Consider the following 21804-nt stretch of genomic DNA (forward strand, 5'->3'; position numbering starts at 1 on the left):
AGGAAAAAATGATTTTAGAGATAAAAAAATATGGAGACCCAGTATTAAGGAAAAAATCTATTGAAGTAGAAAAAATAGATGAGAATTTGAAACAACTGTTAAAAGATATGATAGAAACAATGTATGATGCACCAGGAGTGGGGTTAGCAGCTCCTCAAATTGGAATAAATAAAAAAGTTGTAATAATAGATACTGATGGAAAATTAAGAAAAATAATAAATCCTGTAATTCTTGAAAGATTTGGAGAGGAAGAGATTGCAGAAGAAGGATGTTTAAGTATTCCAAATATATATGAAAAAGTAAAGAGACCATCAAAGGTAAAAGTTAAATATTTGAATGAAGATGGATTAGAAGTAACAGAAGAAGCTGACGGACTTTTAGCTAGAGCATTTCAACATGAAATTGACCATTTAGACGGAGTACTTTTTGTAGATAAAGTTTCAAATATCAGGAAAAGATTAATAAGTAATAAATTAGCTAAATTAAAAAGAGAAGCGTTAAAAGCATTAGCAAAGGAGAAATAAAATGAGAGTAGTTTTTATGGGAACACCTGAATTTGCAGTAGATTCGCTAAGAGGAGTATATGAGAAATATAATGTTGTTGCTGTTTTTACACAACCAGACAAACCAAATTCACGAGGTAAAAAAATAAGATTTTTACCAGTAAAGCAGTTTGCATTAGATAATGAAATACCAATTTATCAGCCTAAAAGCGTTAAATCAGAAGAAACATTAGAAATATTAAAAGAGTTGGCACCAGATATAATTGTTGTAGTTGCATATGGGAAAATATTACCAAATTCTATAATAGATATGCCAAAATATGGAGTTATTAATGTGCATGGGTCATTATTGCCTAAATATAGAGGAGCATCTCCAATTCATCATGCGATAATTAATGGAGAAGAAAAAACTGGTGTTACAATTATGTATATAGCAGAAGAATTAGATGCTGGAGATATGATTTTGAAAAAAGAGCTAAAAATAGAAGAAGATGACACTCTTGAAACTATACATGATAAATTAAAAGTGGTAGGTAAAGAAGCTTTGTTAGAAGCAATGGAGTTAATAGAACAAGGGAAAGTAAAGCAAGAAGAACAAGATCATAGTAGTGCTACTTTTACAAAGCCAATAAAAAAAGAGGAAGCAAAAATTAATTGGAATGATACAAAAGAGAATATTTATAATTTTGTAAGAGGATTAAATCCATTTCCAACAGCATATACTGTTTCAAACGGTAAAAGATATAAAATATATGAAGTTGAAAAAATAGAAAAAAATTATAATGGAGTTTGTGGAGAAGTAGTAGAAATTGATAAGAATAAAGGGGCAATAATAAAATCGAATAATGGAGCAATTTTATTAAAAAAAATAAGGCCAGAAAATAAAAAAATTATTACTGGTAAAGATTTAATTAATGGTAATTTTGTAAAATTAGGAGATATTTTTAGTTGGGAGGAGAAAATATGAAGCAAGAAAAAATTTCACCAAGAGTCATAGAACGTTTAACAAAATATTTAAGATGTTTGGAAAATCTAAATCCAGAAGATTATATTTCTTCAGAAGGTTTGGCAGAAAAAATGGGATTTACTGCTGCACAAGTGAGAAAAGATTTATCAAATTTTGGGGAATTTGGTATAAGAGGAAAAGGATATAATATTAGAAAATTACATAGTGATATAGAAAAAATATTAGGAGTGAATAAAACTAATAATATTATATTGGTTGGAGTAGGTAGATTAGGAACAGCTCTTTTATCTGAGCCTGAATTTACAAAAGAAAGTTTTAATATTGCAGGGCTATTTGACAAAGATGAGAAAAAAATAGGCACAGAAATTATGGGGAAAAAAATAAGAGACTTAAAAGAGATAGAACACTTTACTTCTAGTAAAGAAGATATTGCAATGGCAATAATTACAGTACCTAAAATGGCAGCACAGGAAGTTTGTGATGTTTTGGTTAAAGCAGGAATAAAAGCAATATTAAATTTCGTACCAGTAAAGTTAGATATTCCTGAAGGAGTAGTTATAGAAAATATAGACTTATATGGGAAACTTCAAGAACTAAATTACTGGAAAGAAAGAAAATTAAAATAGGAGGTAAACGTGTATCAATTAATTGACGGGAAAAAGATTTCATCTGAAATAAAAGATGAAATAAAAACGGAAGTATCAGAATTAAAAGAAAAAATGGGAGCTGTTCCTGGACTTGCAGTAATTTTAGTAGGTGATAATTCAGCTTCGCAAGTTTATGTTAATTCAAAAGAAAGAGCATGTAAAGCATTAGGTTTTCATTCTGAAAAATATGAACTAAGTGCAGATACAACAGAGGAAGAACTTTTAAAATTAATTGATGAATTAAATGAAAAATCTGAAATTAATGGAATTTTAGTTCAATTACCAGTGCCAAAACAAATTGATACTAAAAAAGTTCTAAACAGAATATCAGCAGAAAAAGATGTAGATGGATTTCATCCTTTGAATGTTGGAAAATTAGCAGTAGGAGATGAGAGTGCCTTTTATTCATGTACTCCATACGGAATTATAGAAATGCTAAAAAGGAGCAACATTGAAATTGAAGGAAAAGAAGCAGTTATAGTTGGAAGAAGTAATATTGTAGGGAAACCTATGGCTTTATTATTATTGCAAGAAAATGCAACAGTAACAGTGGCGCATAGTAGAACGAAAGATTTGGCTAGTGTGGTAAAAAGAGCGGATATTATTATAGCAGCTGTAGGAAGAGCTAAATTGATAACAGAAGATATGGTTAAAGATGGAGCTGTTATAATTGATGTAGGGATGAATAGAGTAGATGGGAAATTATGTGGAGATGTAGATTTTGAAAATGTAAAAGATAAATGTAGTTATATAACACCTGTTCCAGGTGGAGTTGGGCCTATGACAATAGCTATGCTTATGAAAAACACATTAATTTCATTTAAAAGAAGTAAAAAAATATAAAAGTTATAATATGGAAGTCTTTCTAAAATTTTAGGAAGGCTTTTTTATTTAGTAGGAAAGTATAAATTTATTCAAAAAAGAAATTATGCTATTATTCTAAATAATTTACCCTGTATACTGGGATAAATTTACTTGTAAAGCCAGTATAAATATGATATAATTGATAAAATATTATACTATAAACGAGGTTAGGATTTTATATCTAATCACGATAAAAAAGAGGGTGGAGATTAATGAAAAGCAAATTTAACGAATATGTTTATAAATTTAGACAAATGAACAGAAATATTTCTCCAATAGCTAAATATGTATATGGCGGATTAATTATATTAATTTTTATTGCACTATTTAAAAAAGTCATATTAAATCCAGGTATTATAATTATGATAATAGCAATGTATTTTGCAATTGTTTTGCATGAAGTTGCTCATGGATATGTGGCATTTTTAAATGGAGATCCAACTGCTAAAATATTTGGGAGATTAACTTTAAATCCTGTAAAACATATAGATCCAATTGGTATTACTATACCAATGATATTAATTTTTATGGGTTCGCCATTTGTAATAGGATGGGCAAAACCTGTGCCAATAAATTATTCTATGCTAAAAAATAAAAAAATAGGACTGTTTACAGTTGCTATAGCTGGAGTAACAGTTAATTTTATTAATGTTATAATATCAACATTAATTTTGAAAATATTTTTTTCGCAACAGGTTATTTATTCAATTTATATTAGCTTAATGCAAGGAATGAGTATAAATATATTTAATATACAAAATGGATTAGCTCTGTTTTTTATATATTTTATATTTATAAATATGGCTTTAGGTATATTTAATTTAATACCTATACCGCCATTAGATGGTTCTAGAATTTTAGAGGTGTTTGTAAATAAAAAAGGGAAACAACTTCTTAATTCTATGGAAAAATATGGAATGATAATACTTGTAGTGCTTTTATATTTAAATGTAATACAAATGATTATAGAACCTATATTTAATTTTTTCTTAAAAATTATATTTTCTATATTATAAAACATTGTAAAAAAATATTGAAAAATAAAAAATAAGAGGTGAGAATATGGATATAAAAATGGGAATAAAAAAAGTTACCTCTAGGGAAGATCTTACAAGAGAAGAAATGATTGATGTTATGAATGAAATAATGGAAGGAAAAGCAACAGATGCACAGATTGCTGGCTTTTTAATTGCTTTGAAAATGAAAGGTGAAACAATTGAGGAGATAACAGGAGCAGCAACTGTTATGAGAGAAAAATCTTTAAAAATTTATCCTGAAAAAGAAATTTTATTAGATACTTGTGGAACTGGTGGAGATAATTTAGGAACAATTAATATATCTACTGCAGTTGCATTTGTAGCAGCAGCGGCGGGAATTAGCGTAGCAAAACATGGTAATAGATCAGTATCTTCTAAAAGTGGAAGTGCAGATGTATTAGAAGCATTAGGAGTAAATCTTTCTATTACACCAGAAAAAGTAGAAGAATCAATTAAAAAAGTTGGAATAGGATTTTTATTTGCATTAACTCATCATAAATCAATGAAATATGCTATTGGACCAAGAAGACAATTAGGTGTAAGGACTATTTTTAATGTTTTAGGACCATTAACAAATCCTGCAAATGCAGAATATCAATTAATGGGAGTATATTCAAAAGATTTAGTAGAACCTATTGCTAATGTACTTAATAATTTAGGTATAAAAAGAGCAATGGTTGTACATGGAGAAGATGGATTAGATGAAATAACAACAACAGGAAAAACTTTTGTTGGAGAAGTTAATAATGGAGAAGTGAAAACATATAGTATTAATATTGAAGATTATTTTGAAAAAAATAGTGTTGAAGATCTAAAAGGTGAAGATGCAAAATATAATGGAGAAGTTATAAAAAATATATTGTCTGGAAAAGAAAAAGGGGCAAAAAGAAATATTATTATAATAAATAGTGCAGCTGTACTATTTATTACTGGTTTGGTAAATGATTTGAAAAGTGGAATAAAAAAAGCAGAAGAGATTTTAGATTCTGGTAAAGCATTAAATAAACTTAATGAATATGTGAAATTTACTAATAGTTAATAGAAGGGGTAATCCCCTTCTATTTTTTGAGTAAAGCATAAGTTTGTTTAGAAAATAAAAAACAAAAAATAAATAATAAAAATTAATAGAGGAGGTTTTTAAATGTATGTTTTAAAAAATGGATTTGTAGTAGATTCGGAAAATGGATTGTATGGTAAAATGGATATCTTAATTAAAAATGGAGAGATAGTAGAAATAGGAGAAAATATTTCTATTAATAATGCGAAAGAGATAAAAATATATGATTTATCAGGTAAAACAGTTTTTCCTGGATTTATAGATATGCATGTACATTTAAGAGAACCTGGAAGAGAAGATAAGGAAACAATTGAAACTGGATTAAAAGCAGCAGTTGCAGGAGGTTTTGTAGGAGTTGCACCTATGCCAAATACAAATCCAATCTGTGATAATAAAGTAGTTGTGGATTATATATTAAATCAAGCTAAAGAATTAAAATTGGCAGAAATTTATCCAATAGGAGCAATAACAAAAGGAGAAAAAGGGGAAGAATTAGCTAAAATTGGAGAAATGTTTGAAAGTGGAATAGTTGCTGTATCTGATGATGGACATCCAGTTACAAATTCTATGTTGACAAGAAGAGCTTTTCAATATATAAAGCAATTTGATATTCCTTTGATATCACATTCAGAAGATGTATATATATCAAAAGATGGGGTAATGAATGAGGGAGAATATTCTATAAAACTTGGATTAAAAGGGATTCCAAATTCAGCAGAGGAAATAATGGTTGATAGAGATATAATTTTATGTGAGGCGGAAAATTCAAGATTACATATTGCACATGCTTCTACAAATGGATCATTAAGAATGGTAAAGGAAGCAAAACTAAGAGGTGTTAATGTAACGGTAGAAGTAACACCACACCATTTTACATTAACAGATGAAGAAGTAGAAAAACAAGATTATAGTACAGATACAAAAGTAAATCCGCCACTTAGAAATAAAAAAGATAGAGATGCAATTATAGAGTATATAAGAGATGGGATAGTTGATGTAATAGCAACTGATCATGCACCACATACAAAAGTTGATAAAAACGTAGAATATGATTTTGCTCCTTTTGGAATATCGGGAATAGAAACTGCAGTAGGATTAGTAGTAACAGAACTTTTGAAAAAGGATGTTATTGATTTGAATAGAATGGCAGAACTTTTATCAATTAATCCAAGAAAGATTTTAAAAATAAAGGGTGGCATAAAAAAAGGAAATTTAGCAAAATTGAGTATAATAGATATAGATAAAAAATGGATTGTAAACAAAAATGAATTTTATTCAAAAGGAATTAATACTCCGTTTAATGAGATGGAACTTTATGGTAAGCCATATATGACAATAGTTAATGGAAATATTGTTATGAAAAATGGAGAGATTTTAGGATAAATGGTTATTGAAATTTTAAATATAATAGGAGTAATAGTGTTTTCAATATCTGGTGCATTAAAAGGATTAAAGTACAATTTAGATATTTTAGGAGTGGTTGTTCTTGGGACAATAACTGCTATTGGCGGAGGTATATTAAGAGATTTGTTATTAAATGATATGCCAATGGTATTAAAAAATGAAACAGATATGTATTTTGCAATAGTTGTAGCAATACTAACATATATTGGTGGGAGAAGAGTAGAAAATTACTCTAAGATAATTAAGGTATTTGATGCAGCAGGACTTGCAGTTTTTACAATAATAGGTGCAGCACGAGGAATGGATAAAGGACTTGGGGTACTTGGAATAGTAATAATGGGAACTTTAACAGGAGTTGCTGGTGGAGTCACTAGAGATCTATTGGTAAGGGAAATACCATTTGTGTTAAAAGAAGAAGTGTATGCTTTGTTTTGTATTTTAGGGTCAGCATTTTATTTTTATAGTGTAAAGTACGATTTTTTAAGTAAAAATATGACAATGTATATTATTATATTTGGAATATTTTTAGGAAGAATAGTTGCTGTAAAGTATGATTTGCATTTGCCTAAATATAAAGGGCATTAGTTGGGGAAATTAGAAAAGTTAAAAGAAAAAAGAAAAGAAAAAAATTTGCCACCAATTTACACTAATTTACACTAATTTAAGATAGAAGGCAAAAACATAAAAACATAAAAACATATTAGATTAAAAGAATTTGCAATTAATTAATAAAAATTTTTAATATATTTAGGAGGTATTAGATGAAAGCAATTTTATATTTTGAAGATGGGACCTATTTAATGGGAGAAAGTTTTGGAGCAGAAGGAGAAATAATCGGAGAGGTGGTTTTTAATACTTCAATGACTGGTTATCAAGAAATTTTAACTGATCCATCTTATAGGGGTCAATTGGTAACAATGACTTGTCCTGAAATTGGAAATTATGGGGTAAATTCTGAGGATGTAGAATCAGAAAAAGTACAAGCAGCAGGGTTTATTGTAAAAAATTATAATGAAGAATATTCAAATTTTAGAGGTGAAAAAAGTTTAGCAGAATATTTAAAAGAAAATGGAGTAATAGGTATACAAAGAGTAGACACAAGAGCTATTACTAAAAAAATAAGAGAAAAAGGTGCAATGAATGGAATTATATCAACTGTTGAATTTGAAGTAGAAAAACTTGCACAAAAATTAAAAGAAGCTCCTTCAATGGAAGGGTTGGACCTTGTAAAAGAGGTAACTACAGATAAAATATATAAGTGGAATAAATTAAATAATGAAAAAAAATATAATGTAGTTGTCTATGATTTTGGAGTAAAGCAAAATATTTTGAGAATTCTTGAAAATTTAGGATGTGATTTAACTGTTGTACCAGCTACAACTTCAGCAAAAGAGATATTAGAATTAAATCCAGATGGGATATTTTTATCAAATGGACCTGGAGATCCAGCAGCGGTAGATTATGCAATTAAAAATATAGAACAAATTATAAGTAAAGTTCCAGTATTTGGAATATGTCTAGGGCATCAATTAGCTTCTTTGGCTCTTGGAGGAGAAACTTATAAAATGAAATTTGGACATAGAGGTGGGAACCAGCCAGTAAAAGATGTAAACAGCGGGAAAATAGAAATAACAGCTCAAAATCACGGATTTGCTGTAGATGCAGATAGTTTGAAAGATAAGGGCGGGGAAATAAAATATATTAATTTAAATGATAATACAGTTGAAGGATTAACTTATAAAGAAAAAGAGCTATTAACAGTTCAACATCATCCAGAGGCAAGTCCTGGACCGCATGATAGTTACCATATTTTTGAAGAATTCATAAAAATGATGGAGATGAGACAAAATGATAAGACACAAAATACTAATAGTAGATGATGTACATGCAGCACATCATCTATATAAACAAACATTAAAGAGAGAAGAATATGAAATATTAGATGCAGAGAGGGGCAAAGAGGCCCTCTCTTTGATTTTGTCTGAAGATATAGAGTTAGTGATTTTAGATATAAATTTGCCGGATATTTCTGGATTAGAAGTTTTGAAAAAAATAAGAGAAAAAAATAAAGAATTACCTGTAATAATTTTAACAGGTGAAAGTCAAAAAGAAAAGGTTATTAAAGCGGCATCTTTTGATATAATACACTATTTAGTAAAGCCTATAAACTTGGATATGTTAAAGAGACGAGTGAAACAATCTTTAAAATTAGATAAAAATGAAAAATTAGGTGTAATAGCTACAAAATCAAAAGAAATTTTAGATGAATTATGTGATATTGAAATAGATGAAAGCTTAGATGAGAATGTAAAAGAGCTGAAAGAACAAATAAAGGATATAGCTTTGAAATTACATTCATTAGAAGAGAAACAAAAAGAAAAGACAAAACTAGACGAAGTTATATGGGAAAAAGAGGTAGAATGTCCAGTATGTGGAACAAATTTTATAACATATAATTTCAAGAGTAAATCATTGCCTATAAAAGAAAAAGAAAGTGATTTTCATGAAATTTATGATTTTTTAAATCCTTTAGTTTTTGATATTTGGGTTTGTCCAGAGTGTTTATATGCATCTAAAAGAGAAGATTTTGAAGATGTTAATATGGAATTAATAGAAAAAATAGCTAAGGATAAAAGTAAAAGAAAAAAAATTGCTAATAAAGCTGATTTTAATTTGCCTAGAAATAACGAATTGGGAATTTTAAGTTATAGGCTTGCTATTATGTCATATAGATATAGAAAACAGAGTAATGCTTTTTTTGGGAGTTTATATTTGAAAGCTTGTTGGATTGCAAGAGAGCAAAGAGATATAGATGTAGAGATGGAGTTTATGAGGTTGGTAACAGATTATTATGAAAAGGCATTGTCAAGTGGTGAAAAAATTGGAGGACAACTTTCAGAGCTGGGACTTATCTATTTATTAGGTGAACTATATAGAAGATTAGGGGACTTAGATAAAGCTGGAAAATATTTTATGAAAGTTAAGCAAGATCCAGAAGTAAAAAAAGAAAAGGCAATACTTAGAATGTCAGATGCGCAAATGGAATTAGTTAAGGAGGCAAAAAAAAATAAAAAATGAGAACTATAAAAAAAGAGCATAAAATTGAATTTGAAGAAAAAAAATCTGAATTTATAGGATATATAAAACCAATAAAAACAAAAGAAGAGGCAATTGAATTTATTGAATATATTAGAGAAAAACATAAAGATGCGAGACATAATCCGTATGGATATAGAATATATTCCGGTGGAGTGGAAAGCTTTAAATTTGATGATGATGGAGAGCCTAAAAATACAGCAGGAAAGCCTATTGCAGATTTAATAGCAATCAGAGATATTTGGAATGTTGTAATAGTGGTAACCAGGTATTTTGGAGGGATAAAATTAGGGGCAGGTGGACTTATTAGAAATTATGCAAAAGCAGCAAAATTAGCAATTGAAGAATCTGAAATAGTAGAAATAGTGGAAAAATCTGTAGTTGTAATAGATTTTAGTTATAAAAAAATAAATGAAATAGATTTTTATTTGAATGAATTGAAAATTAATATATTGAGAAAAGAATTTGAAGAAAGGGTTACATATACATTGTCTGCAACTAAAGAGAACATAAAAAAATTAAAAAAGATAAATGGAATAATTATTATTGAAAATTAATATCTCTAAAAGGATGTGAAAAATATGTATATAAAAACAGGAATAAGTGGGTTTGATAAACTTTTTCAGAATGAGGGGATTATTAAAGAAAATATATATTTATTAAAGGGGACTCCAGGTAGTGGGAAAACTACTTTTGGATTGGAATTTATTTATAATGGAGCTATGTTTTTTAATGAAAATGGGATAATAATATCATTCGAAGAAATTCCAGAACAATTATATAGAGATGCAAAAAATCAAGGATTAGATTTGAAAAAATTAGAAGATGAAGGAAAATTAAAAATAATATTTTCTTCGCCAGAAACTGTTTTAAAATCAGAATTTATTGGTGAAGAGGGATATTTAGGAAATGTAGTAAGAGAAATGGATATAAAAAGAATAGTTATAGATAGTGTCACACATTTAAAAAGAATTTCTAATACTGAGAATGAATATAGAGAAAATTTATATAGAATAATAAGTGGAATTAAATCAAAAAAAGTAACTGGAATGATTACAGAAGAATTTTATAATAAATTAGGAGTAGCAGAATATGTGGCTGATGGAGTAATATACTTGAGAAATAGAAAAACTGAAAATTTGAAAAACATTAGAACTTTAGAAGTGTTCAAATCAAGAGGTCAAGATCATATTTCTGGAGAACATTATTTTGAAATTAGTAGAGGAATAAAAGTATATCCATTAATAAAGGATAATTTAAAAATAGAAGGAAAAGAAGAGGAGAGAATAAGTACCGGTGTAGAAAAAATAGATAAAATGTTAGATGGGGGATATATAAAAGGGACATTTAATTTAGTGGTAGGAAGTGCTGGTGTAGGAAAAACAATATTTGCAACTAATTTTTTAAAAGATGGTTTAGAAAATAAAGAATCTGTAGTTTTTTTATCTTTTGAAGAGAGTGAAAATAAATTTTTTCAATTTACAGGTAGTTTAGGAATAGATATGAAAAATCCAAATTTTATCTTTTATCATAAATATTTTGATGAGGCAGTTGTGGCAAAAATTATATATGAAATAGAGAATATGTTAAAAAATTATAATATTAAAAGGGTTGTTATTGATACTTTGAATACAATGTTTTTTAATGAAAATTTAGAAAAAGAGAAGATTTTTATTAATCAATTAAAATATGTTTTTGAAAAATATGGAGTAACAACAATGGCACTATTAGAAGAGAAAAAGATAATGGGAGAAATGGAATTAACTGATGAGGGATATTCTTTCTTATCAGATTCTATTATTATGATGAGGTATTTAGAGTTAGAAGCTGTAATAAAGAGAGTTTTAACTATTGTAAAAGCAAGAGGTATAAAACATGAAAAGAAAATATTTGAATATAATATATTACAAAATAAGGGAATAAATATAATAAGAAAAATGAATGGAGTCTCTGGAATTATGTCAGGAGCTGCTACTGGTAAAATAAAAGAATCGATTAATGAGATTTTTCAACCACTTGAATTTTTAGATAGTTTTTCAGAATATATTGGAACTGAAGCTTCAGAAAAAGAAAGAAAAGATATTAGCCAACAGATGAAAGATGTTATAAAAACTTTGAAAAATAATCTGTTAAACTATTTAGAATTAAATGAGGATGAGATAAATGGATGAAACATATGAAAATAAAATAATAACTATAAAAAAAATTTTAGATGAAAAAGATTATTCAAAAAGTTCTGTTTTGATTGGTTATTTAAAAGATAAAAATTATAAAATAAGAGAAATGGCATCAAATGCTTTAGTAAATATAGGAACTGATTTAGAAGTTATAAATATATTAATGGAGGCTATTAGCTCAGATGATCCAAATTATAGAAATAGTGCTATAGCTTCTCTTGTGCTTATGGGGGAAAAAGCGATTCCTTATTTGATAACAGAGATAAATAATAAAGATAAAGATGTAAGAAAATTTGTTATAGATTCGTTAGGAGATATTGGAAGTGAAAAAGCGATCCCATATATCATACAGAGAATAGATGATATAGATGAAAATGTAGAACAAAGTGTATGCGAAAATTTAGGGAAAATAGGCTCTCCAAAAGGGGTTGAAACTTTAATAAAGGCATTAGAAAAAAATGATTGGATACAATTTGCAGCTATAGAAGCGTTAGGGGAAATAGGGGATTTTTCTGCAGTATCACATATTATCAAAATAATGAAGATTTCAAATGATTGGATAAAGTATGTAGCTATAGAAGCATTAGGAAAAATAGGAGACGAAACTGTATTATCGCACTTATGTGATGAATTTTTTTCTGAAAATGATGAAATATTAAAAATAACAGTTATAAGCATTCACAAAATAGTAAAAAATTCAAAACTTAAATTGTGTGAAAATATAAATGAGAAAAAAGAATTAATATCAAAAAAATTAAAACAAATTTTAGAAGGTGATATAAGTCAAGAAATAACTATTCCGATTTTAAGTTTAATAGGTATTTTAAAATTAGAAAAATTATATAATGTTTTAATTCAAGGTTTGTTATCTAATAGGCAAGATATTTCAGAAACGGCATTAATGAGTATTAAAAAATATGGAGAAAAAGGGATATCTAAAATAGAGAACTCATTGAATGAAAATAGCCATAATTTAGATTATGAAGTTGTATTAATTTATATTTTAGGTGAAATTGGAGCTCAATCTAATAAAAAAGAAGAAGTTTTTAAAGTGATAGAGATGTATATTAAAAGAGAAGAAGAAGAAATTAGAGAGGTGGCAATAGAAGCATTATATAAAATCAATAAATTGCAATCAAAAGATTATATTTTGAAAAGTATAGATGATAAAAGCGGAAATGTAAGAAAAATGGCATTACATTTAATGTTAGACTATAAATTTGATGTTAGTTTAGAAAAAATTTTTAAAGTCTTAGAAGATGAATATGAAGATGTAAGAATAGCTGGAGAAGATTTATTAGTTGAAATTGGGAAAAAAAGAGTAGAAAAACTGTTAATAAAAAAACTAAAGGAAAATATTAATATAATAAATTTTCCAGCGGTAACACATCTTATTAAAATAGTAGGAAGATTAGAAATATTGAGTGGTATTGGAGTAATAATAGAACTTATAGAAAAATATGATGAATTAAAAGAAGTAGGAATTCAAAATTTAGGAAAATTACGAAGTAGAATTGCATTAGATTATTTAATAGGAAAACTAAAAGAAGAAAACATACAAATTAGAAGAATGGTGGCTGATGCATTAGGAAAGATAAATGATGATATCGTAGTACAATCTTTAATAGAAATATTAGATGATGATAATGAATGGGTTCGATATTTTGCTGTAAATTCATTAAATAATTTTAAAAACGAAAAAATATTAAATAAGTATATTGAGATGTTAAGATATACTGAAGAATCTCAAGTGATAATAGAAATTTTAAATGGTATTGGAAAATATGAAGATTTTTTAGAAAATGAAAAAATTTATGAGGTAGTAGATAAATATATTGAAGACAAAGATGAGGATATACAATGTGCAGCAATAGCATGTTTGAAAAAAATAATTTTAAGAAATAAAAAAATTAGAAGTAGAGTTATAAAGATGTTGGAAACTAAAAGTTGGAAAATTAAAAATTCTATATTAGAACTTTTATTTAATGTAGAATTAGAAAATGAAGAATACATATATGTATTACCATTGTTAAAAGATGATAATTTAATAGTAAAACAAAAATCTTTAGAAATTATAGGGAAATCTGGAAAATTAAATTTATTAAAGCCAATGATTGAAAGTATAATGGACGAAAATCTAGAAGAAGTTGCAAAGAGATTATTAGAAAAAGTAAAAGAAAATGGATATCCTAGACTATTAGAAGGATTGAAATCTGAATATGACGCAATTAGAATATTCACAGCAAATTCTCTTAAAATAATAGGAGATATTAGCGCAGTAGATATTTTAATAGAAAGTTTGAAAGATAGTAATTGGAAAGTTAGATATTTTTCCGCAGAAGCTCTTGGGATAATAAATTCTGAAAAAGCATTAAAACCGCTAACGACACTTCTTAATGATAAAAATGAATATGTAATAAATGCGGCTCTTAATGCAATAAGAAAAATTGGGAGAGCATAATATGGTAAATTCAAAGTTTAGTAGAAGAAAAATTGTAGAGGAAAAAGATGATGTTGAGTTTAAATTAGAGGAGTTTTATACTATTAGAGATTTTATATATTCAAAGTCAGGAATATATTTTAAAGAAAATAAAATAGAACTTTTAAGAAATAGAATAATAAAAAAAATAAAAGATAATAGTTTTAATTCTTTTAAAGAATATTATTATTATTTGAAGTATAATAGTGATGAAAAAGAGTTTAAGCTATTAATGGATGCTATTACAATAAATGAAACTAAATTTTTTAGAAATAATATTTTAATGTCAAATTTTGAAGCAGTTATATTACCAGAAATTTTAAAAGAAAAAGAAATAAATAGAGAAAAATATATAAAAATATTAAGTGTAGGATGTTCTACTGGAGAGGAACCATATACAATAGCAATGATATTGGAAGAGAATAAAGATATTTTAATGGAAAAAGGGATAAGTTACAAAATAGTGGCTGGAGATATTAGTTCAAAAGCTTTAAATTCTGCTAAAGAAGGTATTTATAAAACAACACAATTTAGGGCAACTAAAGATAAATATATAAAAAAATATTTTAAAGTTATAGGAGAAGGAAAGTATGAAATAGATTTTAGTTTAAAATCTAAAATTGATTTTAACTATTTAAATCTAGCAGATTTAAATAGTTTGAAATCTTTAGGTAATTTTGATATTATATTTTGTAGAAATGTAATGATATATTTTGACAATGATTTTAAAACAAAATTAATAAAACAATTTTATGAGATGTTAAATGAAAATGGATATTTATTTATAGGGTATTCAGAATCTTTATTTTCTATAAATAATGATTTTAAATTAAAACAATTAAATGGTTCAATAGTATATAAAAAGGAGGCTGAAAAATGTCAAAAATATTAATAGTAGATGATTCGAGCACAATAAGAAAATTAGTAAAATTTACATTACAAATGAAAAAGCATGAAGTAACATTGGCTGAAGATGGATTGCAGGCGTATAGATTATTTATGCAATATGATTTTGATTTAATTATAACTGATTTGAATATGCCTATAATGAATGGAATAGAGCTTATAAAAAAAATTAGGTTAGGAAGTAAATTTAAAGATATACCAATTATATTATTAACAACAGAATCAGAAGAAAAAGATAAAAAAATGGGTGAAAAAGTTGGAGTAACCAAATATATAACAAAACCATTTCAACCTCCAAAGTTATTAAAAGAGATAGAGGAAATATTAAAATCCTAAAATTTTTTATGGGAGGTTATAATAATGATTAATGCAATGGTTGTAGATGATTCATCTTTTATGCGAAGAGCTATAAAAAAAATATTAGAAAAAAGCGGAAAAATAAAAGTTATAGAAATGGCAAATAATGGAAAAGATGCTTTTGATAAATTAATGAACAACGATGAAATAGATGTAATAACAATGGATGTAGAAATGCCTATAATGGATGGATTGGAGGCTACCAAGCTTATAATGGATAATAAGCCGCGTCCAATAATAATATTAAGTTCTGTCACACAATATGGGACAGAGAGTGCTATAAAAGCTCTTGAATATGGTGCGGTAGATATTATTGTAAAATCAGGAAATCTTTCTTTAGATATGAATAAACTGTCTAATGAGATAGTTGATAAAGTTATCTCTGTTTCAGGAGTAACTATAAAGAATAATATGAGAAATTTATTGATAAAAAATAAAATATTAGAAAAAAGTATAAAGAAATATGATAGTGAGTTTATATATTCGAAAAATATTAGATATAAAAAATTAGAAAGAATGGAAAAAAATCCAAAAGTTTTATTTATAGGAGCTTCAACTGGAGGACCAAAAGTATTGAAAAAACTTATAATGGGATTGCCAAAGCTAAACTTACCTATAATAATAACCCAACATATGCCTAAAGGATTTACAGAATCACTTGCAAAAACTTTAAATTCTGTAAGTGCAATGGATGTAAAAGAGATTGCAATAGGAGAAGAGTTAAAGAGTGGGATCGTTTATGTCGTTCCTGGTGGAACGGAACATACTATATTAGAAAAAAAAGATGGGAAATTAATATTTAATTTAAAATCAAACAATGAAGAAAATAAATTTTATATTCCATCTGTAGATGTTATGTTAAAATCGTTAGTAGATATATTTAATGGAAGAGTATTTGTGATTATATTGACAGGAATGGGGAATGATGGCTTGGATGGTGTTAAATATTTAAGGAAATATAAGAACGGATATGTAATAGTAGAATCAGAAGAGACAGCTATAATATATGGGATGCCAAGAGTTATTGCAGAAGAAAATTTAGAAAATGAAATATTAGAAAATGATAAAATTGCAGATAGAGTTATAAAATTATTAAAAACTGTTTAATCATGATTTGGGTTAAATTTCATGCTATTTTGACGAGATGGTTAATTTGAAAAGTTCAGATTGAAAATATTATTTTTTAAAAAGGAGTAATAAAATGAAAGCAACTGGAATAATTGTAGAATATAATCCTTTTCACAATGGACATAAATATCACATAAAAAAAGCTAGAGAAGTGGGAAATTCTGATTGTATAATAGCTGTTATGAGTGGGGATTTTTTACAAAGAGGAGAACCTGCTATTTTGAATAAATGGGAAAGAACGAAAATGGCCTTATTAAATGGAGTGGATATAGTATTGGAACTTCCAACAATTTATTCTACACAATCAGCAGAAATATTTGCATATGGAGCTATTTTAGTTTTAGAAGCAATGAAAGTTAAAAATTTAGTTTTTGGTTCTGAAAATGGAAATATTTCTAATTTTTTAAATTATGTTGATTTTATAGAAGAATTTAAAGATGAAATTGATTTTGAAATAAAAAAACTTATAAAAACAGGAATTAGCTATCCTAATGCAATGAGCAATGTTATTGGCAAAAAAATAAAAATAGATGGATTTTTACAACCTAATAATATTTTAGGAATTGAATATATAAAGGCAATAAGAAAGTTGAATTTGTTAATAGAGCCACTTACTATAAAAAGAGAAAAATCAAATTATAATGATAAAGATATAAAGGGAAATATTGCAAGTGCAACAGCAATAAGAAAAACTATATTTGAAGGAGATATAGAAAAAATAAAAAAAGCTATCCCAGAAGAAACTTTTGGAATTTTATCTAAGAATGTAAAAATGAAAAATTTAAAAAAAATAGATGATTTTTATCAAATTTTAAGGTATAAAATTATTAGTGATAAAGAAAAGCTATTAGATATACAAGATTTAGAAATTGGGTTAGAAAATAGGCTATATGAAGCAGCACTAAAAGCAAAAACTTTTTATGAATTTTATCAATTAGTAGTAACTAAGAGATATACAATGTCAAGATTATATAGAGTTTTTACACATATTTTATTGGGAATAACAAAAGAGATGACTGATAATGCAAAAAATATAGATTCTATGTATGGGAGAATTTTGGGAATTTCTGATATTGGGAAAAAATATTTAAGAGATATAAAGCAAGATGAATCTCTTGAGATAATAACTAATTTAAAAGAAAGTAAAAAAATAAAAGGGGGAAAACGAGCAATTTTTGAACTTGGATTAAAAAGTTCATATATATATTCGATAGATAAAGAGTATATAGAACCTAGATTCCCAATTTTTTTAAAATATTAGATTTTTTTATTGTACTATTAAAAAAAAAATAAAATCTAAATTATCTATATTATAAAAAGCTTTTCATTGGCTTAGATTGTCCTATTGAGAGAAAGTGCAAATATTTTAAGTTGACTTTTTAAGCGTTATATGGTATATATTTAAGCATAACAAACTATATTGAGGAGGAGATTTGTATGAAATTAATCAGAAAAAATTTAGTATTAGTATTGGTACTAATGCTAACAGTAGGGGCAGTAGCTCAAGCGGGATTATTTGATTTTTTTAAGAAAAAATCAGACACAAAAGTAACAAAAAAGGCGACAGTGAAAAAATTAAAAGCAGGAATTGTATTTTCAATCGGTGGATTAGGAGACAAATCATTTAATGATTCAGCTTTCAGAGGAATGAAAATGGGTAAAGACAAATTGGGTGTAGAATTTAATTATGTTGAACCAGCATCACCAGCAGAAGATGAACAATATTTAAGACAATATGCAGAAGCAGGATATGATTTAGTAATAGCAACAGGATTTTTAATGCATGATTCATGTGAAAAGGTTGCCAAAGAGTTTCCAAATATTAAATTTGCAATAATTGATTCTTATGTAGATTTACCAAATGTATCGTCATTATTATTTAAAGAAGATGAAGGATCATTCTTAGTAGGAGCTGTTGCTGGAATGATGACAAAAACAAATACAGTAGGATTTGTTGGTGGAATGGATATACCATTAATTCATAAATTCCAAAATGGATTTGAACAAGGTGCAAAATATGTAAATCCTAAAGTAAAAGCATTAAGTGTATATACAAGTGGACCAAATCCATTTAATGATCCAGTTAGAGGTAAAGAAGAAGCTTTATCATTAATGCAACAAGATGCAGATGTAGTTTATCATGCAGCTGGTGGTACTGGAATGGGAGTTATTGAAGCAGCAAAAGAAAAAGGTGTTTATGCAATAGGTGTAGATTCTGATCAAGATGGAGTTGCTCCAGGAGTTGTATTAACAAGTATGATGAAAAATGTTGATGTAGCAGTATATAATACTATAAAAGCTGTAAAAGATGGTACTTTTAAAGCTGGAGAAAATAGATTTGGATTAAAAGAAAATGGTGTAGGAGTTACTAACTTCGAATATACTAAAAATAAATTACCAGCAGGAACTATAGAAAAAATAAAAGAAATAAAAGCAAAAATCATTAGTGGAGAAATAAAATTAGCTAAATAATATTTAAGCGGAGTAGATATCTACTCCGCTTTTTTAGTTATTAGTAAAGTATAAATTTATCCAGAAAATAAACTATATTATTTTTTAAAGAAAAAGCTTTATATCGTTAGTAGAATAAATTTTTTCATTATTTTTCATATTATTTTTTAAATTTGAAATAATCTCTTTTTTTAATTTATTAGGTAATTCAATATAAAATATTTTTTTATTATCTTTTTCAAGACTTTCCACATTATTATCATCAACAATAATAATATTTTCAGGTATTTCAATATTGTTTATTATATTTTCAAAATTTTTAATATTTATTATCTTTTTTAGAGTAATTATAGTAGGGGTATCATTATTAATAACTTTGGGAATAACATCATAATAAACTGCAAAATTATATTTATTCTTTATAGAAATTTTGCTATCAACAATATCGAAATATTCATAAAATATATCATCTAATTTTTTTTCTGTAATTAAAATAGATTTTTTAGAAGTAGTAATCCAATAATATATGCCAATAGATAAAATTATCGTATTGATCCCTACTCCTTCTTGTAAAGGAAGCATAATATTTTTTTTGTTTTTAATAAATTCAGATAGAACCTTTTTTTGAAAACTGTTATATTCAAAATCTCCTATTAAAAAATTTTTAATTTCTTTAAAGATAACTCCTGGTTTATAAGAATATGTTTCAAATCTCTTTTTCTCTATAATATCTATTAAAATTTGAAAATTTGAATCTGTTTTAGTTATGTTGCTAATCTTTAAATCAAATTTTTTATTATACAATTCATTTAAATTTAAAATAAGTTTAGATGTTGTTTCATTAAAAAAACCAATAATCTCTTTATTGTTGTAAACAGGGATAGACGAGTAATCTTTGTCTAATTTTATATATAACTTATCAGAAATATCAATTTTATGTTTTGTATAAATAATGGTTTTAATAGGGAATTTATAATTATACAAATAATTATAATAATTATATTTAGAGCTATATTCTTTTTTGGATTCAACTATATCTGCAGTATAAACTTTAGTGTAATATTTATCTTTGAATTCAGAAATATCTAATTTGAAAGCTATATTATATTTTTTATGAACATCTAATTTTTCTTTTAATTCTCCTTCGCCAAACCATACACAGCTTTTATGTGTTGTGCATGGAGTTTCAATATCAAAGCTCAAATGTGATCTATCTTTTCCAATTAATCGAATATTTTTTAATGATACATTATTTGTTGCAAAAATAGGTTTCGGATTTCCAAATCCAAAAGGTTCCAATTTTTTTAATACATTAAAAAACTCGTATGATATGTCATATGGAAAGATAGTTTTATCTATTTTTATAGGTTTAATTAAATCTTTAGAAGATAACCTATTTTTTGCAACTTCATTTATTTTTTCTTCAAATAAAGGTATATCTTTTTGTAAAATAGAAAAACCAGCTGCACCTTCATGTCCACCAAATCTAATTAATAGGTCTTTTGTTTCAATTAGAGCCTCTATTATATTAAATCCTTCTATACTTCTAGCAGAAGCAACAGCGGTTCCATCATCTTTTAATTCCATAATAATGGTAGGTTTATAATATTTATCTGTAATTTTAGAAGCTACAATACCAATAACTCCATGATGAAAAGAGGTGTCAGATACAACAATTACATATTTATCCGACAAATGGTTTTTGGTAATTTCATTTTCAACTTTTTCATAAATTGTTTTTTGTATACTTTTTCTTTGAAAATTGTTTTCAATAAGATCATTAGATATAATTTCAGCTTCTTTTATAGATGTTGTTGTAAATAATGCTACCCCTTTTTTAGCATCATCGAGTCTACCAGCAGCATTAAAAGTTGGTGCAATTATAAATCCAATATCATAAGTGTTAAATTTTTTTGTGGCGTAATTTTCAAATAATTTTTTTAATAACACTTTTAAACCTATATTTTCATTGGAATTAAGTAATTTAAGTCCATGTTTTACAAATATTCTATTTTCTTCTTTTAAAGGTACAATATCTGCAACTGTACCAATAGCAACAATATATAAAAGAGAGTATGCTTCTTCTTTTATATTATTAGCTTTAAATAAATTTAAAACCAACATAAATGCAGTACCTACACCAGCTAGAGATTTAAATTCATAACTATTTTCTATTCTTTTGGGATTTATTACAGCTACTGCAGGAGGGATATTATTATTTATTTCATGATGATCAGTAATTATGACATTCAACCCAATAGAGTTAGCGTATTGAACTTCATCTACTGAAGATATTCCACAGTCTACTGTAATAACTAAATCTCCTCCTTGTTCTTTAATGTAAGCTAAAGCCTCTTTATTAAGTCCGTAACCTTCTTCTCTTAAAGGAATATAGTACTCTATGTCATATCCAAGTTTTCTAAATGCTAAAACCATTAAAGAGGAAGAGGTTATTCCATCTACATCATAATCTCCATAAATCCAAATTTTTTTATTATTCTGCATAGATTTTAAAATAAAATTTGTAGCTTCATCCACATCTTTCAATAATAATGGATTAGAGATGTTGTTTATGTCTGGATTAAGAAAATTTATAATTTTTTCTTTTGATGTTATTCCTCTGTTATAGATGATACTTAATATATCTTGATTAATATTTATTTTTTTTATCTCTTCTGGTATGTTTTTAATGTTCTTTTCTTTATAAATCCATCGAGTGTTTTTCATATAA

The 21804-nt window shown here is 26.4% G+C and carries 19 protein-coding genes; 18 read left to right on the forward strand and 1 reads right to left on the reverse strand.

Annotated elements, in window-relative coordinates:
- The first annotated feature begins 8 nt into the window (after positions 1–8).
- The 18 genes from def (at position 9) to RDY08_RS04465 (ending at position 19094) form a co-directional block, all read left to right on the forward strand.
- On the forward strand, positions 9–524 hold the full coding sequence (gene def, locus RDY08_RS04380) for a peptide deformylase (protein ID WP_307905213.1): 516 nt from the start codon (positions 9–11) through the stop codon (positions 522–524).
- Position 525: 1 nt separating this feature from the next.
- Complete coding sequence (gene fmt, locus RDY08_RS04385; protein WP_307905214.1) at positions 526–1470, forward strand: methionyl-tRNA formyltransferase; 945 nt, start codon at positions 526–528, stop codon at positions 1468–1470.
- Entirely contained in the window at positions 1467–2096 is a 630-nt protein-coding gene (locus tag RDY08_RS04390) for a redox-sensing transcriptional repressor Rex (protein ID WP_307905215.1), read from the forward strand. The genes fmt and RDY08_RS04390 overlap by 4 nt, the downstream gene beginning before the upstream one ends.
- A 9-nt stretch (positions 2097–2105) precedes the next feature.
- Positions 2106–2960 carry a bifunctional methylenetetrahydrofolate dehydrogenase/methenyltetrahydrofolate cyclohydrolase FolD gene (gene folD, locus RDY08_RS04395; RefSeq protein ID WP_307905216.1) on the forward strand — a complete coding sequence of 285 codons (855 nt, stop codon included), beginning with the start codon at positions 2106–2108 and terminating at the stop codon, positions 2958–2960.
- A gap of 233 nt (positions 2961–3193) precedes the next feature.
- Positions 3194–3997: a site-2 protease family protein gene (locus RDY08_RS04400; RefSeq protein ID WP_307905217.1), complete on the forward strand. Its 804-nt coding sequence runs from the start codon at positions 3194–3196 to the stop codon at positions 3995–3997.
- A 46-nt stretch (positions 3998–4043) separates the two neighbouring features.
- Entirely contained in the window at positions 4044–5057 is a 1014-nt protein-coding gene (gene trpD, locus RDY08_RS04405; protein ID WP_307905218.1) for an anthranilate phosphoribosyltransferase, read from the forward strand.
- Positions 5058–5159: 102 nt separating this feature from the next.
- Positions 5160–6458 (forward strand): dihydroorotase, encoded by a 1299-nt coding sequence (locus RDY08_RS04410; protein ID WP_307905219.1) that lies wholly within the window; start codon positions 5160–5162, stop codon positions 6456–6458.
- Positions 6459–7064 carry a trimeric intracellular cation channel family protein gene (locus tag RDY08_RS04415; protein ID WP_307905220.1) on the forward strand — a complete coding sequence of 202 codons (606 nt, stop codon included), beginning with the start codon at positions 6459–6461 and terminating at the stop codon, positions 7062–7064.
- A gap of 176 nt (positions 7065–7240) precedes the next feature.
- Positions 7241–8359, forward strand: coding sequence for a glutamine-hydrolyzing carbamoyl-phosphate synthase small subunit (gene carA / locus RDY08_RS04420; protein ID WP_307905221.1), 1119 nt, complete (start codon positions 7241–7243; stop codon positions 8357–8359).
- A complete protein-coding gene (locus tag RDY08_RS04425) occupies positions 8328–9557 on the forward strand; it encodes a DUF2225 domain-containing protein (RefSeq protein WP_307905222.1) in 1230 nt (409 codons plus the stop codon). Before carA ends, RDY08_RS04425 begins: the two co-directional genes overlap by 32 nt.
- A complete protein-coding gene (locus RDY08_RS04430; RefSeq protein ID WP_307905223.1) occupies positions 9554–10132 on the forward strand; it encodes an IMPACT family protein in 579 nt (192 codons plus the stop codon). Before RDY08_RS04425 ends, RDY08_RS04430 begins: the two co-directional genes overlap by 4 nt.
- A 24-nt stretch (positions 10133–10156) precedes the next feature.
- Positions 10157–11746, forward strand: coding sequence for an ATPase domain-containing protein (locus RDY08_RS04435; protein WP_307905224.1), 1590 nt, complete (start codon positions 10157–10159; stop codon positions 11744–11746).
- Complete coding sequence (locus RDY08_RS04440) at positions 11739–14213, forward strand: HEAT repeat domain-containing protein (protein WP_307905225.1); 2475 nt, start codon at positions 11739–11741, stop codon at positions 14211–14213. The genes RDY08_RS04435 and RDY08_RS04440 overlap by 8 nt, the downstream gene beginning before the upstream one ends.
- A 1-nt stretch (position 14214) precedes the next feature.
- Positions 14215–15123 carry a CheR family methyltransferase gene (locus tag RDY08_RS04445; protein WP_307905226.1) on the forward strand — a complete coding sequence of 303 codons (909 nt, stop codon included), beginning with the start codon at positions 14215–14217 and terminating at the stop codon, positions 15121–15123.
- Complete coding sequence (locus RDY08_RS04450) at positions 15108–15473, forward strand: response regulator (RefSeq protein ID WP_307905227.1); 366 nt, start codon at positions 15108–15110, stop codon at positions 15471–15473. Before RDY08_RS04445 ends, RDY08_RS04450 begins: the two co-directional genes overlap by 16 nt.
- 24 nt (positions 15474–15497) lie before the next feature.
- Positions 15498–16601, forward strand: coding sequence for a chemotaxis-specific protein-glutamate methyltransferase CheB (gene cheB / locus RDY08_RS04455; RefSeq protein WP_307905228.1), 1104 nt, complete (start codon positions 15498–15500; stop codon positions 16599–16601).
- 94 nt (positions 16602–16695) lie between these two features.
- The gene (locus RDY08_RS04460; RefSeq protein ID WP_307905229.1) at positions 16696–17883 is read left to right on the forward strand and encodes a nucleotidyltransferase; all 1188 of its coding nucleotides are present in this window, start codon (positions 16696–16698) and stop codon (positions 17881–17883) included.
- 176 nt (positions 17884–18059) lie between these two features.
- Positions 18060–19094 carry a BMP family lipoprotein gene (locus RDY08_RS04465; RefSeq protein ID WP_307905230.1) on the forward strand — a complete coding sequence of 345 codons (1035 nt, stop codon included), beginning with the start codon at positions 18060–18062 and terminating at the stop codon, positions 19092–19094.
- 84 nt (positions 19095–19178) lie between these two features.
- Here RDY08_RS04465 and recJ read toward each other — a convergent pair whose 3' ends face one another.
- Complete coding sequence (recJ, locus tag RDY08_RS04470) at positions 19179–21800, reverse strand: single-stranded-DNA-specific exonuclease RecJ (protein WP_307905231.1); 2622 nt, start codon at positions 21798–21800, stop codon at positions 19179–19181.
- Positions 21801–21804: the final 4 nt, after the last annotated feature.

The organism is Haliovirga abyssi (assembly GCF_030295325.1).
Lineage (GTDB): Bacteria > Fusobacteriota > Fusobacteriia > Fusobacteriales > Haliovirgaceae > Haliovirga > Haliovirga abyssi.